This window comes from Streptomyces sulfonofaciens (assembly GCF_014656295.1).
In the GTDB taxonomy this organism is placed as follows: Bacteria; Actinomycetota; Actinomycetes; order Streptomycetales; family Streptomycetaceae; genus Streptomyces; species Streptomyces sulfonofaciens.
In genome coordinates, this window is the sequence record NZ_BNCD01000006.1 from 168,208 (window position 1) to 183,507 (window position 15,300).

Here is a 15,300-nt window from a genome sequence, read left to right on the forward strand (position 1 = left end):
CCGGCCCGCCTCCGGCCGCCCCCGGCCGGCCCACGGTGCGGGCATGGCCCCTGCCCCGGCAGATGGCCGACAATGATCCCATGACGGCCGCACGTACCCCCACCTCCCGTCCCTTCCCGGTCTCCGGCGCCACCACCTCGTCCGGCCGGCCCCCGGCCGCCGGCTCCGGCCGGGACGGGGCTGGGGCCCCGCGGCCCGGGCTGCGCGAGCGCAAGAAGATCAAGACCAGGGCGGCGATCCGCCGGGCGACCTACCGGCTGATCGAGGAGCAGGGGTACGAGGCCACCACCGTCGAGCAGATCGCGGAGGCCGCGGAGGTCTCGCCCAGCACGGTCTTCCGCTACTTCCCCACCAAGGAGGACATCGTCCTCACCGACGAGTGCGACCGGCTGCTGGACGGCGAGCTGCGCGCCCGGCCCGCCGACGAGCCGCTGGTCGACTCGCTGCGGGCCGTGGTGCGCTCGTCCTGGGCGGTCCGCTCCCACGACGAACCCGAGATCGTCCGGCTGCGCACCCGTCTGATGGTGCAGGTGCCGGCCGTGCGCTCCCGGATGATGGAGGGCATGTCCGCGACCGGCAGGATGCTCTGCCGCATCCTCGCCGACCGCACCGGCCGCGACGCGGACGACCTGGAGGTGCGCGTCTTCGCCACGGGCCTGGTGGGCGCCCTGCTGGAGACGGCCCTCTACTGGGCCGAGCACGACTACCGCGACGACCTGCCCGACCTGGTCGACCGGGCCCTCGCCGCCTTCGAGAGGGGTCCGGCGCACTGAGCCGCCGGCGCGGGCGCTCCCCGGGCGGACACGCGGGCGTTCCCCGGGCGGACACGAGGCCGTGCTCCCGGCGCCCCGCCCGCCCCCCGCCGCCGGCGGGCGCCGCGCGGTTCCCGCCTCGTCCGCATGCCATCCTTGGGCCCGTGAACGGTCCCGAGATCCGCGTCGAGCTCGCCCCCGAGCTGGGCGTCTTCGTGCCCCAGGGCCGGCGGCGCGGAGCCACCGCGGTGGTGACCGACGGCGTCTCCTCGCTCGGGCATGTCGTCGAGTCACTGGGAGTGCCGCTGACCGAGGTCGGCGAGCTGCTCGTGGACGGCCGCCCGGCCGCCGCCGCACACGTGCCGGGCGCAGGCGAGTCGGTCCGGGTGCGGGCGGTGGAACGGCCCCAGCGCGTGCCCGGCGCTCCGCTGCGCTTCCTGCTCGACGTCCACCTCGGCACGCTGGCGCGCCGGCTGCGGCTGCTCGGCGTCGACGCGGCCTACGAGTCCACCGACATCGGCGACCCCGCGCTGGCCGGCCGCTCGGCGGCCGAGCGGCGGGTGCTGCTCAGCCGGGACAGGGGGCTGCTGCGCCGCCGTGAGCTGTGGGCCGGTGCGTTCGTGTACAGCGACCGGCCCGACGAGCAGTTGCGGGACGTCCTCACCCGGTTCGCCCCGGTACTGCGGCCCTGGACACGCTGCACCGCCTGCAACGGCCTGCTCAGCGAGGCCCGCAAGGAGGAGGTCGCCGCTCTCCTGGAGGGCGGCACCCGGCGTACGTACGACGTCTTCGCCCAGTGCACCGAGTGCCGCCGCGTCTACTGGCGCGGCGCCCACCACGACCGCCTCGAACGGATCGTGGACGACGCGGTCGCGGAGTTCGGCGCTCGCTGAGCGGCGCGGCGGGCGCCGGCGGACGGGGCAGCCTGCCGGCCCCCGCCCGCCGGGAGTCCTCACCCCGTGCTCAGCGCGCCCAGCGCCTCCCGCAGGGCCGCCGCGTCCGTCGTGGGCGCGTCACAGGTGAAGTGGCGGCAGACGTAGGCGGCGGGGCGGCCCCCAACGAGCGGGCGGTCGGCGAGGAGGGGGAGTTCGTCGCTGTCCGGCGGGCCCGCGGCGACCACCGCGCCGGGTGCCGTGCCCAGCAGTGCGGCCCGCCGCAGCTCACCGGCGTCCGGGTCGTCCGGGGCCCCCACCACGGCGATCTCCCGCGGCCCGTCCAACTGCGCCTCCGCCACCGCGAGCCCCCAGCCGACGAACCGCGGCACCCGCGGGCCGAGCGCCCGCACCACGTCCAGGGCGCGTTCCGCGGCCGTGCGGTGCCGCTCGGAGCCGGTGTGGGCGGCATAGCCCAGCAGGGCCCCGGCGGCCGCGGTCCAGCCGGACGGCACGGCGTTGTCGGTGGGGTCCTGCGGGCGGTGGATCAGCCGCTCGGCGTCGTCGGCCGTGTCGTACAGCTCGCCCTGCTCGCCGGAGAACCGGGTCAGCACCTGGTCGAGCAGGACTTTGGCGAGCCGCAGCCAGGCGCCCTCGCCGGTCACCGACGCCAGCGTGAGGAAGCCCTCCGCGACGTCCGCGTAGTCCTCAAGGACACCCGCGCTGGTACCCGCCCTGCCGTCCCTGGAGGTCCGCACGAGCCGCGCGCCGTCGTCCATGTGCACGCCCACCAGCAGGTCGGCCGCGGCCACCGCGGCCTCGACCAGGTCGGGGCGGTCGAAGTAGGCGCCGGTCTCCGCCAGCGCCGCGATCGCCAGGCCGTTCCAGGCCGCGACCACCTTGTCGTCCCGTCCCGGCGCGGGCCGCCGGTCCCGCGCGGCCAGCAGCCGTTCGCGCACGGACGCGATCCTGGCGGCGTCGAAGACGCCCTCGGCCTGTGTGAGTTGCAGCACGGACGTGCCGGGCGGGCCCTCCGTGAAGGTGCCCTGCTCGGTCACCCCGAAGTAGTCGGCGGCGATCTGCGCGTCCGCCTCGCCGAGCACCTCGCGCAACTGCGCCGGGGTCCAGACGTAGTACGCGCCCTCCGCGTGCCGTCCGCTCCCGTCGTCGCTGTCCGCGTCCAGCGCGGAGGCGAACCCGCGCTCCTGCGTGCCCAGCTCGCGCACCATGAAGTCGGCGGTCTCCAGCGCCACCCGCCGGGCCATGGCGGACCCGGTGGCCCTCCACAGGTGGGCGTAGACGCGGCACAGCAGGGCGTTGTCGTAGAGCATCTTCTCGAAGTGCGGCACCGCCCACTCGCCGTCCACCGAGTAGCGGGCGAACCCGCCGCCGAGCTGGTCGTAGATGCCGCCGCGGGCCATCTGCCCGCAGGTGTCGGCGGCCATCTGGAGCGCACCCTCCGCACCGGTGCGGGCGTGGTGGCGCAGCAGGAACTCGATGACCATGGACGGCGGGAACTTGGGCGCCCGGCCGAAACCGCCGTACGAGGGGTCGTAGTCGCGCGTCAGGCCCAGCAGTGCCTGGGCCAGCTCCTCCTCGCCGGGCGGCCGCCCCTCGCCCGCCGCGCCGTACATCGCCTCGCGCCCCGCCAGGTCCCTGACGATCCGCGCGGCGACGTCCGTCACCTCCGAGCGCCGCTCGTCCCACGCCTGGAAGACGCCTTCGAGCACCTGCCGGAAGGCGGGCATGCCGTGCCGCGGCGCGGGCGGGAAGTACGTGCCGAAGTAGAAGGGCTCGGCCTCCTGGGTGAGGAACACGGTCATGGGCCAGCCGCCCTGGCCGGTCGCCGCCTGCACGGCCTCCATGTAGACGGCGTCGACGTCCGGACGCTCCTCGCGGTCCACCTTGATGTTGACGAAGTGCTCGTTCATCACGGCGGCCGTCTCCTCGTCCTCGAAGGACTCGCCGGCCATCACGTGGCACCAGTGGCAACTCGCGTACCCGACGCTCAGCAGCACCGGGACGCCTCTGCGCCGCGCCTCCTCGAACGCCTCCGGCGACCAGGGCCACCAGTCGACGGGGTTGTCGGCGTGCTGCAGGAGGTAGGGGGAGGTTTCCTGGGCGAGTCGGTTAGGCATACGTCAATCCTTGCGCATGGGGCGGCCGAGTGGGCGACCTCCGCCGGGGCGTGCCGCACGCCCGCGGCCGGGGCCGCGGTCCGGGGCCGTGCGGGAACCGGCGGCCCGGGGCCGCGTCCGGGCGCGGTCAGGGCGTGGGCCGCCGGCCGCAACACCACCGCGTGACGGCCCTCGCGCCCGCCGCCGTCCGGCACGACACTGGTCGGACAGGGGTGGCGGCCGGAGGGGGACACGTCATGCGCGAGGATCACCGTGCCGATGCGGAACGGCTGTTGGTACGGGCCGTGGAGGAGGAGGCGCGCCGGCCTGGCGCGCACGTGGACCAGCGAGTGCTGCTGAGCCGGGCGCGCGGCGCGCTGGAGGCGCTGGCCGAGCCGGCCGCCGAGGAGTACGCGGCCTACCTCCGCGCTCTCGACGAGGCGGAGGCGGGGCGGCTGACCTTCCGACGGCGCTTCGCGCAGGGGAAGCCGTCGACGCCGCTGGCGGTCACGGCGGCCACGGCGCTCACCGCCTGCGTCGCGGACCTCGCGGCGGGCACCGGCACCGGCACCGCACTGGGCGTCGGTGCCGTGGTCGCCCTGGTGGGTGCCGCGGCCACCGTCGCCAGGGTGACGGCCGCCCATCTGCCGGCCGCGAGCCGGCAGGCCGCCGCCCTCCACCAGCCGGGCGGCGCGGAGCAGTTGCGGCTCCAGTGGCTGACGGCTCTGGAGGTGCGGTGCATCCGCCCGTTCCTCGACCAGCAGCGGATGCTGGCCGCGGCCTCCGGTTCCGCGCAGCGGGCGGCGCCCCGGCTGCGCCGCACCGACAAGAGCGCGGCGGCCAGGCGGCGTACCGTGCTCCAGCAGTCGCTCGCCCGACTGCCCCGGGCGAGCGGCCCGTTCACCGGGCGGCGGCAGGAGCTGGCGCAGATCGCGCAGTGGGTGCACGCGGCGCGGGCCGCCCCGGGGACCCGGCCGGTGGTGGTGCTGCTGCACGGCGAGCCGGGCTCCGGGCGCAGCACGCTCGCGGTGCGTGCTGCGGACGCGCTGAAGGACCAGTTCCGCGGCGCGTGCGTGGTGGACCTGCGGGGCGCGGGGCCCGACACGGCACCGCTGTCCACCCGGGACGCCCTGCTCCACCTGCTGAACCGGCTCGGCGCGCCCCGTGAGCAGCTCCTCTTCCGCGACCGCCCCTCCCAGGAGCAGCAGGGGAACCAGGTGCGGCGGCTGGCCGAGCTGTACCAGCGGCACCTGACGGGCCTGCCCGTGGTGCTGCTGCTCGACGACGCGAGCGACGCCGCGCAGATCGGCCCGCTGGTTCCGGAGCACTCGGAGAGCCTGGTCCTGGTCACCACCCGCGAGGCGTTCCCGCTGCCCGGGGACCTGCACGCCCGGGTGCACCGGCTGCACGTGCCGCCGCTGGACGCCGCGGGCGCCGAGGAGCTGCTGCGCGCGTCGGCCGCTGACGACCCGGGGCCCTACGACGCCGAGGCGGCCGAGCGGGTGAGCGAGCTGTGCGGCGGGCTGCCGCTCGCGCTGCGGATCGCGGGATCCTCGCTCGGCCCGCGTACCGCCCGGCAGCTCGCCGACGAGCTGGGCGCCTACGGCCCGGTGGGCCCCGTCGAGCGGGCGCTGTGGCTGCGCTACACCGAGCAGCCGGAGGGCGGCCGGCGGCTGCTGCGGCGGCTCGCGCTCGCGGGCCGGGCGTCGCTGGGCGCGGCCGCGGCCGCGGCACTGCTGGCCACCGACGAGAGTACCGCCGGGGAGCAGCTCTCCGCGCTGGCCGCCGCGAGCCTGCTCGACCGTGTGCGCGGCAGCCGCTACCGCCTGCACACGGCCGTGCGCGCCTTCGCGCGGGACCGGCTGCGGGACGAGGAGACGACGGCGGAGCGCACGGCAGCGCAGCAGCGGCTGATCGTGAACTACGCCGAGCTGGCCGACTCGGTCATCCGGCTGGTGGACGGCAGGACGTCGACCCGCGCGGACGCCGCCTTCCACGCGGACGCGATGGGCCCGCACGGCTTCGCCTCGCTGGAGGCGGCGCTGCGCTGGCTGGACGACGAGTCGAGCTTCATCACGGCCGCGCTGCGGCACGCGGAGGGCGTGGACGAGGCGGCGGTGCTGCACCTGCTGGGCGCGCTGTGCGACTACTGCCTGCTCCGCGGCGACCTGTACCGGCTCGGTGAGATCAGTGAGCTCACCCAGTCCGTCGACCGGGGGCTGCTGGGCCGCAGCGTGCAGTGGCGCACCGGTATCGCGGCCCGGCAGGTCGGCGAGCTGGACACCTCGCGCACCACCCTGGCCTCGGTGGTGGACCTGTACTTCGAGGCGCACCACGAGGCGGGTGCCGCCCGGGCCCTGGGCTCGCTCGGCATCACGCTGCACCACCAGGGCAACCTGACCGGCGCCGAGGAGAAACTGCGGGAGGCGCTGGCGCTCCAGGCGCCGCAGGCGCTGGCCGGCGACCGGGGCTGGACGCTGCACGCGCTGGCCGCGGTGCTGCGCGACCTCGGCCGGCCGCGCGAGGCGCTGGACCTGCTGACCGGCGCTCTGGAGCTGCACCGGGCGAGCGAGTCGGTGCACGGCCTGGCCTGGACGCACTTCCAGCTCGGGCAGACCCTTCTGCGCCTCGGTGACGTGCCGCGCGCCGAGACGGAGCTGCGCGAGGCCCTGGAGCTGTACGGGCGCACCCGCGATCCGCGCGGCGAGGCATGGGCCCTGACGCAGCTCGCCCGCGCGCGTCTCGTCGCCGGCGACGCGGGCGCCGCCGTCGAGGGGCTGCGCCAGGCGGCGGCCGCGCACCGGGACAACGAGGACGCGCGCGGTGCGGCCTGGAGCACCTACTACCTCGGCCAGGCGCTGGAGGACGCCGGCGACCTGGACCCGGCGGTACGCGATCTCGAACGGTCACGGACGATGTTCTCGCGGATGCGGGACGTCTACGGGCTCGCCTGCGCCCGGCACCATTCGGCACGGGCCACCAGGGACCAGCGGGCGGCGCAGACCGGGTCGCTCCTCAACAGCGGTTTCGCCCGCCAGTTGCTGGTGGACGCGCGGGCCGACTTCAGACGGATCGGGGTCGCGCACGGCGAGGCGTGGACGTGTCTGGAGCTCGCGGTGGTGGAGGCGGGCAACGCCCGCACCCCGCAGGCGCTCGCGCTGTGCGGCGAGGCGGCGGAGCTCTTCGCCTCCTACGGGGACCTGCGCGGTGGCGACTGGGCCCGCTTCCTGCGCTGCACCCTGCTGCCGTACGCCTCGCCGGGCGGGGTCGAGATCGGCACGGCCGTGGCCCAGGAGGAGCTGGCGCTGCTGGATCGCGCCCCGCATCCGGCCCGCGACCCCTCGCTGGAGGACTGCGTCCAGGCGTACGCCGTCCTGCTGGACCGCGGCGTCGACCTGGCCGCGGGCTGGCAGGCATGGCGCCTGCGGATGGTGCCGGGGCGGCAGGCGCGGCAGGTCATGGGTGTGCGGGCGGACGACGGTGGCTAGTGCCCCGGCGGGCCGGCCAGGCGGGGGCTCGGGCGCGCACCTGTCCAGGGGCGCGGGGAGTCCGCGCCCCTGGCCGGGGTGGACCGGGCCTCAGCCCCTGTGGTCCTCGGTCCCGGTGGTCCTCGGTCCCGGTGGTCCTCAGCCCCGGCGGGGCTCGGGCGCGGACGAGGAGTTCCGCGGCTCCTCGTCCCTCGCCTCGGGGGACTCCTGGAAGTCCACCTTGCCCATGTGGCGGTTCATCGACTTCATCAGGCCCCAGACCGCCAGGGCCATCACCGCGAAGACGATGAAGCCGAGGACGCCGGGGGTCACCTTGTTCTGGTCGACCTCCTGGGCCAGGGGCACGAGATGCGTGACGGCCATGCCTGCGCTTGCGCTCATATCAGGCATTGTCGCGGATGCCCGCGAACAGGTCGTCCTCGGGGAGGGAGGTGTCGACGAGGGACTTCACGAGCTCGTACTCCTCCGTCGGCCAGACCTCCTTCTGCAGCTCCAGCGGGATCCGGAACCAGCCCCCGTCGGGATCGATCTGCGTGGCGTGCGCGATCAGCGCCTTGTCACGGATCTCGTAGAAGTCGGCGCACGGAATGTGCGTGGTGAGCGTCCGCTCCTTGCGCTCGAACTCGTCCCACCGCTTCAGCCAGTCCTCGTACGGCGACTCCAGGCCGCGCGCCAGCATCGCCTCGTGCAGGGCGACCGTGCGTGCCCGGTTGAAGCCCTGGTTGTAGTAGAGCTTCTGCGGCTGGTAGGCGGGGCCGAACTCCTCCTCCGGGTACTTCTCGGTGTCCGCGGCACCGTCGAAGGCCACCACCGAGATCTTGTGGGTCATGATGTGGTCCGGGTGCGGATAGCCGCCGTTCTCGTCGTAGGTGGTGATCACCTGCGGCCGGAACGCGCGGATCGACCTGACCAGCCGGCCCGCGGCCTTGTCGACGTCCTCCAGGCCGAAGCAGCCCTCGGGCAGTGGGGGCAGCGGGTCCCCCTCCGGCAGGCCGGAGTCCACGAAGCCCAGCCACTCCTGCCGGACGCCGAGGATCTCACGCGCCTCGTCCATCTCCTTCTTGCGGACCTCGTGGATGTGCTCCTCGACGTACGCGTCACCCTGGAGCCTGGGGTTGAGGATGGAGCCGCGCTCGCCGCCCGTGCAGGTCACGACCAGCACGTCCACCCCCTCGGACACGTACTTGGCCATCGTGGCCGCGCCCTTGCTCGACTCGTCGTCGGGGTGGGCGTGCACGGCCATCAGTCGCAGCTGCTCAGTCAAGACTCGATCCTCGTTGATTAGTCGATTCATCGCGATACATGGGTCTCCCCCGGCAAGACCTGCGGTCGGCAGGCGGCGGATCATGGTGCTGCGTCCGACAGGACGTCGTGCGGGGCGGTGGTCGGGTGACGTGCGGGCGCTTCTATAGTGACCGAATCGGGGGACGGATAATTCCGGAACCCCGTCCCTGCCCTGGAGGACGATCATGAGCGTGGTCCGCGAGCAGCCGTCGGAAGGCCGGCCGGCAACGGGCGCGTCCGGTGGCACCGCCGGACTGCCCGAGGGGCGCTACGGTCGGCCCGCGGGCCGCCGCGCCGACCGGAGGCTGCGGATCGTGGGCTCGGTCCTGGGGGTGGCCCTGCTCGGAGTGGTCGGGTGGGCCGGCTACGACTATATCGCCGGTCAGAAGATCAGCGCCGAGCTGATCAAGTTCAAGGTGGTCTCGGACAGCACCGTGGAAGCGCACCTGGAGGTGCACAAGGACGCCGGCGCCAAGGGCTACTGCACCCTGCGCTCGCAGTCCCCGGACGGCACCGAGGTCGGTCGCGCGGACTTCCGCTTCGACGAGCACACGGGCCGCCTCGACAAGGTGGTCACCCTGCGCACCACGGCCCGCGGCACCGACGCGGAGCTGCTGGGCTGCCACGCCGACTGACCGCCGCGCCTTCCTGCCTTCCGTATGCGGGGGTGCGGCTCACGACCGGGCGCCGTCTCACGCCCGCTTCACGCCGTCCGGGCCACCGGAACCGCCCGTGGCCGGTTTACCGCGGCCCCGGCCGTGGGCACCACTGGTACACCGCCGCTCTACGGACGGCCACGACCGGACCCATACGTTCCCCGACCGCCCATGACCTGGGTTGGCGGTATTCTGATGCGTTATGTCCTCCCTCTTCGTCGAGGGAATTGTTAGGCTCGTGGTTTCGCCCACCCGTCGAGGAACATGCTTCATGGGTAGGGCGATGCTTTGTATTCCCAGTACCTACGAGGAGCACCTGTGACCCAGACCAGCGAGAACGTCACCTGGCTGACCCAGGAGGCGTACAACCAGCTCAAGGCGGAGCTGGAGTACCTGTCTGGTCCCGCGCGCACCGAGATCGCGAAGAAGATCGAGGCTGCGCGCGAGGAGGGCGACCTGCGCGAGAACGGCGGGTACCACGCGGCCAAGGAGGAGCAGGGCAAGCAGGAGCTCCGCGTGCGCCAGCTAACTCAGCTTCTGGAGAATGCCAAGGTCGGCGAGGCCCCCGCGGACAATGGCGTGGTGAAGCCCGGCATGGTCGTCACCATCGCCTTCGACGGCGACGAGGACGACACCCTGACCTTCCTGATGGCCTCGCGCGAGTACGCGAGCGCCGACATCGAGACCTACTCGCCCCAGTCCCCGCTGGGCACGGGCGTGAACGGCAAGAAGGTCGGCGAGGACGCCGAGTACGAGCTGCCGAACGGCAAGATGGCCTCGGTCAGGATCCTCGAGGCCAAGCCGTACCAGGGCTGAGCGGCCGCGTTCACCGCTGACGGAGCCCCCGGGGCGGCCGGTGCACCCGGCCGCGGCCCGGGGGTTTCGTCATGGTCGCGAGCCGGGTGCGCTCACGCCGTCGCGTTGCGGTACTTGCGCACGGCCAGGGTGCGGAAGACCGCGATGATCAGCACCGACCAGATCAGCGACGCCCACACGGGGTGCTGCATCGGCCAGGCCGAGGAGTCGGCCACTCCCGGATTGCCGAAGAGCTGCCGGGCGGCCTGGACGATGGCGCTGAACGGGTTCCACTCCGCGATGTGGCGCAGCCAGGGGGTCATGTTGTCCGTCGGCACGAAGGCGTTGGAGACGAACGTGACCGGGAAGAGCCAGACCAGGCCGCCGGAGGTCGCCGCCTCCGGAGTGCGCACCGACAGGCCGATCAGCGCACCGATCCAGGTGAAGGCGTAGCCCAGAAGGAGCAGCAGGCCGAAGGCGCCCAGCACCTCGCCGATGTTGGTGTGGGTGCGCCAGCCGACCAGCAGGGCCACCACGGCCAGCACCAGCAGGGTCAGTGCGGTCTGGACGAGATCCGCGAGGGTGCGGCCGGTGAGCACCGCACCGCGTGCCATGGGCAGCGAGCGGAACCGGTCGATGAGGCCCTTGTGCATGTCGTCCGCTATACCGGCGCCCGCGCCTGCCGTGGCGAACGTCACGGTCTGCGCGAAGATCCCGGACATCAGGAACTCGCGGTAGACCCCGGCGTTGGTGGAGCCGCCGATGCTCATGGAGCCGCCGAACACATAACTGAACAGCACCACGAACATGATCGGCTGGATGAGGCCGAAGATGACCACCTCCGGAATGCGGGTCATACGGATCAGATTGCGCCGGGCGACCACCAGGGAGTCCCGGACGGACTGCCCGATACCGCCGTCGCCTATGGGTGCCCCGGTCCGCGGGGTCTCGGTCACGGCGGTCACTTCACGGTCTCCTTCTTGCTCTTCCTGCCCTGGCTTCCCTTGCCGCGGCCCGGCGCCGCGCCCTCGTCCTCCGTGTTCCGAGCGGCCTCCTCGGCGGCGTGGCCGGTCAGGGAGATGAAGACGTCGTCGAGGGTGGGGCGGCGCAGGCCGATGTCGTCGATCTCGATGCCGCGGGCGTCGAGCTCGCGGATGATCTCGGCGAGGAGCTTGGCACCGCCGGCGACGGGGACGGTGAGCTTGCGGGTGTGCTCCTCGACCGCGGCGGCGCCCTTGCCGAAGCCCTCCAGCAGCCCCGCCGCGGTGGTGATGTGCTCGCGGTCGTGCACCACGACCTCGACGCGCTCGCCGCCGGTCCGGGCCTTGAGCTGGTCGGAGGTGCCGCGGGCGATGACGCGGCCGTGGTCGACGACGCAGATGTCGTGCGCCAGGCGGTCGGCCTCCTCCAGGTACTGGGTGGTCAGCAGCAGGGTGGTGCCGCCGGAGACCAGCTCCTGTATGACCTCCCAGAGCGCCTGGCGGTTGCGCGGGTCGAGGCCGGTGGTGGGCTCGTCCATGAACATCACCGGCGGGGAGACCACGAGCGCGGCCGCCAGGTCCAGGCGGCGGCGCATACCGCCGGAGTACGTCTTGGCGGGGCGGTCGGCCGCTTCCGCCAGGTTGAACCGCTCCAGCAGCTCGCCCGCCCGCACCTTCGCGGCCTTCGCGCGCATCTGGTAGAGCTGGCCGACCATCTGCAGGTTCTCGCGGCCCGTCAGGTACTCGTCGACGGCGGCGAACTGACCGGACAGGCCGATGGAGCGCCGCACCTCGTTCGGATGTCTGAGGACGTCGATGCCCGCCACCACCGCCTTGCCGCTGTCCGGGCGCAGCAGGGTGGTCAGACAGCGCACGGCCGTGGTCTTGCCCGCCCCGTTCGGCCCGAGCAGGCCGAGGACGGTTCCTTCGGGGACATCGAGATCGACGCCGTCCAGAGCCCTTACGTCGCCGAAGGTCTTCACGAGACCTTCGGCGTAGATGGCGCCTGGCATGGGGTTTCTCCAAGAGTTCGGGTCGTCCGGCGGACGACTTCCAACGGACGGGCTCGGCTCCCCGTGCCGCGCGTACGGCGCGGCGGGACGGGGAGGGGAAGGGGCCGGGAGGGCCCGCGGATGGCGAGGAACACACCATAACGCGATACATCGCGTTCCTCAACGGATTTCGCGATCCACCGGCACCCGCCGGTCCCGTGCCGGCCTCCTTCCGGCGCCTTCGAGCCGTCCCGGGGAACAGCCCGCACCGGAACAGCCCGCCGGAGCGGTGCCGCCGAAGCAGTGCCGTCCGAGCGGCCCGCCGTCACGTCATGATCGTGTAGCCCGCCTCCCGCAGCGCCCCGCGCACCTCGGCGCAGTGCTCAGGACCCTTCGTCTCCAGGTGCAGCTCGACCTCCGCCTCCGTGAGCCCGAGCCGTGGATCGGTCCGTACGTGACTCACGTCCAACACGTTCGCATCCACCACTGACAACACGCCCAGAAGCGTGGCCAGGGCGCCGGGGCGGTCCGTCAGCCGCAGCCGTACCGCGAGGTAGCGGCCCGCCGCCGACATGCCGTGCCGCAGGATCCCCTGGAGCAGCAGGGGATCGACGTTGCCGCCGGAGAGCAGCGCGACGACCGGCCCCTCGAAGGTCTCCGGATCGCTCAGCAGCGCGGCGACCGGGCTCGCACCCGCCGGCTCGACGACCAGCTTGGCCCGCTCCAGACAGTGCAGCAGCGCCCGCGACAGCTCGTCCTCCGTGACGGTGCGCACCTCGTCGACGAGGTCCTCGATGATCCGGAAGGGCACGTCACCCGGCCGCCCCACCTTGATCCCGTCCGCCATCGTCGTCTGCGCCTCGATCGACACCGGGCGGCCCGCCGACAGCGACGGCGGATAGGCCGCCGCACCCGCCGCCTGCACCCCGATGAGCCGGACGTCGGGCCGCAGCGTCTTCACGGCGACCGCGATGCCCGCCGCGAGCCCGCCGCCGCCGATCCCCACCACGATCGTGCGCACCTCGGGGCACTGCTCCAGGATCTCCAGGCCCACCGTGCCCTGCCCCGCGACGACGTCCGGGTGGTCGAAGGGGTGGATGAACACGGCGCCCGTCTGCGCCGCGTACTCCTGGGCCGCGGCCAGCGTCTCGTCGACCACCTGGCCGTGCAGCCGCACCTCCGCGCCGTACTCGCGGGTGGCGGCCACCTTCGGCAGCGGCGCCCCCACCGGCATGAAGACCGTGGAGTGCACGCCCAGGAGGGACGACGCGTGCGCCACACCCTGCGCGTGGTTGCCCGCGCTCGCCGCGACCACGCCCGCGGCCCGCTGCTCGGGCAGCAGCCCGGCGATCCGCACATAGGCGCCGCGGACCTTGAAGGAGCCCGTGCGCTGCAGGTTCTCGCACTTGAAGTGGACGGGGGCGCCGACCAGGCGGGACAGGTGCCTGCTGCCTTCCATCGCGGTGACTCGTGCCACGCCCGCGAGCATCTTCTGGGCGCCACGCACGTCGTCGAGGGTCACCGTCCGTACGGAGTCAGCTGTGCTATAGCTCATGGCGGCAAGTCTTACAGCTCGCCGCGCGCCGACTTCGGCGGCACGGCTTCATGGCGCACCCGGGTGCGGTCCGTACGCAGAGTGTCCGCATGTTTGCGCGGCACGGGTACGAGGCGTACCACGGCCGCGTAACCTGTCCTGCACCCATACGTCCCCCATGAAGTGAGCCCCCGGCCATGCCCACAACACCGGAAATGTCGATGGACATGACGACCGCCGGCGACACCGGCCTTCTCGACTCCCTCCAGCACCAGGTGGCGGTCTTCGCGCGCCGCGCGGAACAGACCCGCCTCGGCGGGGTCGGACAGGTCCGCAACTCCATGGACCGCGCCGCCTACCTGCTGCTCAACCGGCTCGACAACGAGGGCCCGATGGGCGTCAAGGCGCTCGCGGCGAGCATGGGCATCGACTCCTCGACGGTCACCCGGCAGGTCGCGCCGCTGGTCGACACCGGCCTGGTCAAGCGCACCTCGCACCCCGAGGACGGCCGCGCGGTCGTCCTGGAGCTGTCGCCCCGCGGGCACGCCCGGCTCGACGAGGTGCGCTCCTCGCGCCGCGAGCTGATGGCGCAGCTCACCGGGGACTGGGAGCCGGACGAGCGCAGGCAGTTCTGCGCCCTGCTCACCCGCTTCAACACCGCCCTGTCGGCCCGCCAGGCGGCCGTGCAGGGCACCGCGCCCGCCGAGGACCCGGCCACCTCCTGACCCTCTTCGCGGAGCGCGGCCGCCGGGTGTGCGCCGGTACCGCCGCGGCGGCCGGGCGGCACGCCGCGCCGCCCGCCTGCCGCCGAACACTTGACCTGGGCGCGCGCGTGGCCTGATATGAGATCGAGAATCCGATTTCGCTGAGATCGCTGTTTCCGTGCCGTACGGCCCGCCCGGGCCGTACGTCGGACGGGAGGCGCGGTGCACCAACGGCATGTGTCGAAAGACGCCCGCCGGGCCCGGGAGTTCGAGTCGTTCGTCGCGGGCGCCGCCGGGCGGCTGCTGCATGCCGCCACCCTGCTCACCGCCGAGCACCCGGACGACAACCCGCGCGCCCGGCGGCTGCTCGCCGCGGCGCTCGCACACACCTACGCCACCTGGGACGGTCTGCGCGGCGAGGACCCCTACGCGCGCGCCCGCCAGCAGCTCGCGGTGCGCTTCGCGCGCGGCGCATGGCGCCGGCACCGCGCCCCGTCCCGCCCGTGGTCCACCGGCGGAGCCGGCCCGGGACAGGTGCCCGGTGCCGCTGTGCGGCAGCTACGGGCCGCTCTGCGGCAGGCGCTCCTGCCGCAGGCGCTGCGCACGGGCGCGGACGCACCGGCGGACCGCGCCGGCGCCGGGCGTCCCAGGGGCGTGCTGCACCGCCTCACCCCCCAGGAGCGCCTGGTCCTCGTCCTGCGGATGTACGAAGGTGTGGCCGAGGAGCAGACCGCGGCGCTGCTCGGTCTGTCCGTGGAGCGCGTCCACACGATCTGCGCCCGGGCGATGTCGACCCTGCTGCACCCGCCGTCCGGCCGCACCGCGTCGCTGCCGAAGGTGGTGCCGTCGTGACCCGTACGCCCGGAGGTGCGGCATGAGCAGGTACGACCGCAGGGAGGCCGCCATCAGACAGCTCCTGGAGGGCACGCCGCCCGTCGTGCCGCCCGACCTGTACGGCGAGGCCCTGCGACGGGGCCACCGGATGCTGCGCCGCAGGGCGGCGGTGCGGCGGGTGCTGTGGGCCCTGCTCTGCGCGGTCGTGCTGGTGTGCACCGTATGGGCGCTGTCCGCGCGGCCCTGGGACCGGCCTCCGTCGGACACGACACCGTCCTTCACCACCTGGTGA

14 protein-coding genes are annotated in these 15,300 nt (G+C 73.7%); 8 read left to right on the top strand and 6 right to left on the bottom strand.

Annotated features, from left to right (window positions below; translation table 11 throughout):
• Positions 1 to 80 precede the first annotated feature (80 nt).
• Complete coding sequence (locus IE313_RS12445) at positions 81 to 773, top strand: TetR/AcrR family transcriptional regulator (protein ID WP_189931280.1); 693 nt, start codon at positions 81 to 83, stop codon at positions 771 to 773.
• A gap of 143 nt (positions 774 to 916) precedes the next feature.
• The gene (locus IE313_RS12450; protein ID WP_189931281.1) at positions 917 to 1,645 is read left to right on the top strand and encodes a Mut7-C RNAse domain-containing protein; all 729 of its coding nucleotides are present in this window, start codon (positions 917 to 919) and stop codon (positions 1,643 to 1,645) included.
• A gap of 59 nt (positions 1,646 to 1,704) precedes the next feature.
• Here the strand turns inward: IE313_RS12450 and IE313_RS12455 are convergent, their stop codons facing one another.
• Positions 1,705 to 3,762 (bottom strand): thioredoxin domain-containing protein, encoded by a 2,058-nt coding sequence (locus tag IE313_RS12455; protein WP_189931283.1) that lies wholly within the window; start codon positions 3,760 to 3,762, stop codon positions 1,705 to 1,707.
• A 236-nt stretch (positions 3,763 to 3,998) separates the two neighbouring features.
• Between IE313_RS12455 and IE313_RS12460 the strand changes: the two genes are divergently transcribed.
• Positions 3,999 to 7,229, top strand: coding sequence for a tetratricopeptide repeat protein (locus tag IE313_RS12460; RefSeq protein ID WP_189931285.1), 3,231 nt, complete (start codon positions 3,999 to 4,001; stop codon positions 7,227 to 7,229).
• 138 nt (positions 7,230 to 7,367) lie between these two features.
• Here IE313_RS12460 and IE313_RS12465 read toward each other — a convergent pair whose 3' ends face one another.
• Entirely contained in the window at positions 7,368 to 7,619 is a 252-nt protein-coding gene (locus tag IE313_RS12465; RefSeq protein ID WP_189931287.1) for a hypothetical protein, read from the bottom strand.
• On the bottom strand, positions 7,612 to 8,493 hold the full coding sequence (gene mca, locus IE313_RS12470) for a mycothiol conjugate amidase Mca (RefSeq protein ID WP_189931289.1): 882 nt from the start codon (positions 8,491 to 8,493) through the stop codon (positions 7,612 to 7,614). Before mca ends, IE313_RS12465 begins: the two co-directional genes overlap by 8 nt.
• A gap of 205 nt (positions 8,494 to 8,698) precedes the next feature.
• Between mca and IE313_RS12475 the strand changes: the two genes are divergently transcribed.
• Complete coding sequence (locus IE313_RS12475; RefSeq protein WP_189931291.1) at positions 8,699 to 9,148, top strand: DUF4307 domain-containing protein; 450 nt, start codon at positions 8,699 to 8,701, stop codon at positions 9,146 to 9,148.
• A 339-nt stretch (positions 9,149 to 9,487) separates the two neighbouring features.
• The gene (gene greA / locus IE313_RS12480; protein ID WP_189931293.1) at positions 9,488 to 9,985 is read left to right on the top strand and encodes a transcription elongation factor GreA; all 498 of its coding nucleotides are present in this window, start codon (positions 9,488 to 9,490) and stop codon (positions 9,983 to 9,985) included.
• Positions 9,986 to 10,077: 92 nt separating this feature from the next.
• Here the strand turns inward: greA and IE313_RS12485 are convergent, their stop codons facing one another.
• The 3 genes from IE313_RS12485 to ilvA form a co-directional block, all read right to left on the bottom strand.
• Positions 10,078 to 10,929, bottom strand: a complete 852-nt coding sequence (locus tag IE313_RS12485) for an ABC transporter permease (protein WP_189931295.1) — start codon at positions 10,927 to 10,929, stop codon at positions 10,078 to 10,080.
• Positions 10,926 to 11,957 carry an ATP-binding cassette domain-containing protein gene (locus IE313_RS12490; RefSeq protein ID WP_189931303.1) on the bottom strand — a complete coding sequence of 344 codons (1,032 nt, stop codon included), beginning with the start codon at positions 11,955 to 11,957 and terminating at the stop codon, positions 10,926 to 10,928. The genes IE313_RS12485 and IE313_RS12490 overlap by 4 nt, the downstream gene beginning before the upstream one ends.
• Before the next feature lie 304 nt (positions 11,958 to 12,261).
• The gene (ilvA, locus tag IE313_RS12495) at positions 12,262 to 13,491 is read right to left on the bottom strand and encodes a threonine ammonia-lyase (protein ID WP_189931305.1); all 1,230 of its coding nucleotides are present in this window, start codon (positions 13,489 to 13,491) and stop codon (positions 12,262 to 12,264) included.
• 194 nt (positions 13,492 to 13,685) lie between these two features.
• On the opposite strand from ilvA, the gene IE313_RS12500 reads away from it, so the two are divergent.
• From IE313_RS12500 to IE313_RS12515, 3 genes are all read left to right on the top strand, one after another.
• Positions 13,686 to 14,195, top strand: a complete 510-nt coding sequence (locus IE313_RS12500) for a MarR family winged helix-turn-helix transcriptional regulator (RefSeq protein ID WP_189931585.1) — start codon at positions 13,686 to 13,688, stop codon at positions 14,193 to 14,195.
• A gap of 201 nt (positions 14,196 to 14,396) precedes the next feature.
• Positions 14,397 to 15,026, top strand: coding sequence for a sigma factor-like helix-turn-helix DNA-binding protein (locus IE313_RS35140; RefSeq protein ID WP_373316971.1), 630 nt, complete (start codon positions 14,397 to 14,399; stop codon positions 15,024 to 15,026).
• Between the two features lie 22 nt (positions 15,027 to 15,048).
• Positions 15,049 to 15,300, top strand: coding sequence for a hypothetical protein (locus IE313_RS12515; RefSeq protein ID WP_189931307.1), 252 nt, complete (start codon positions 15,049 to 15,051; stop codon positions 15,298 to 15,300).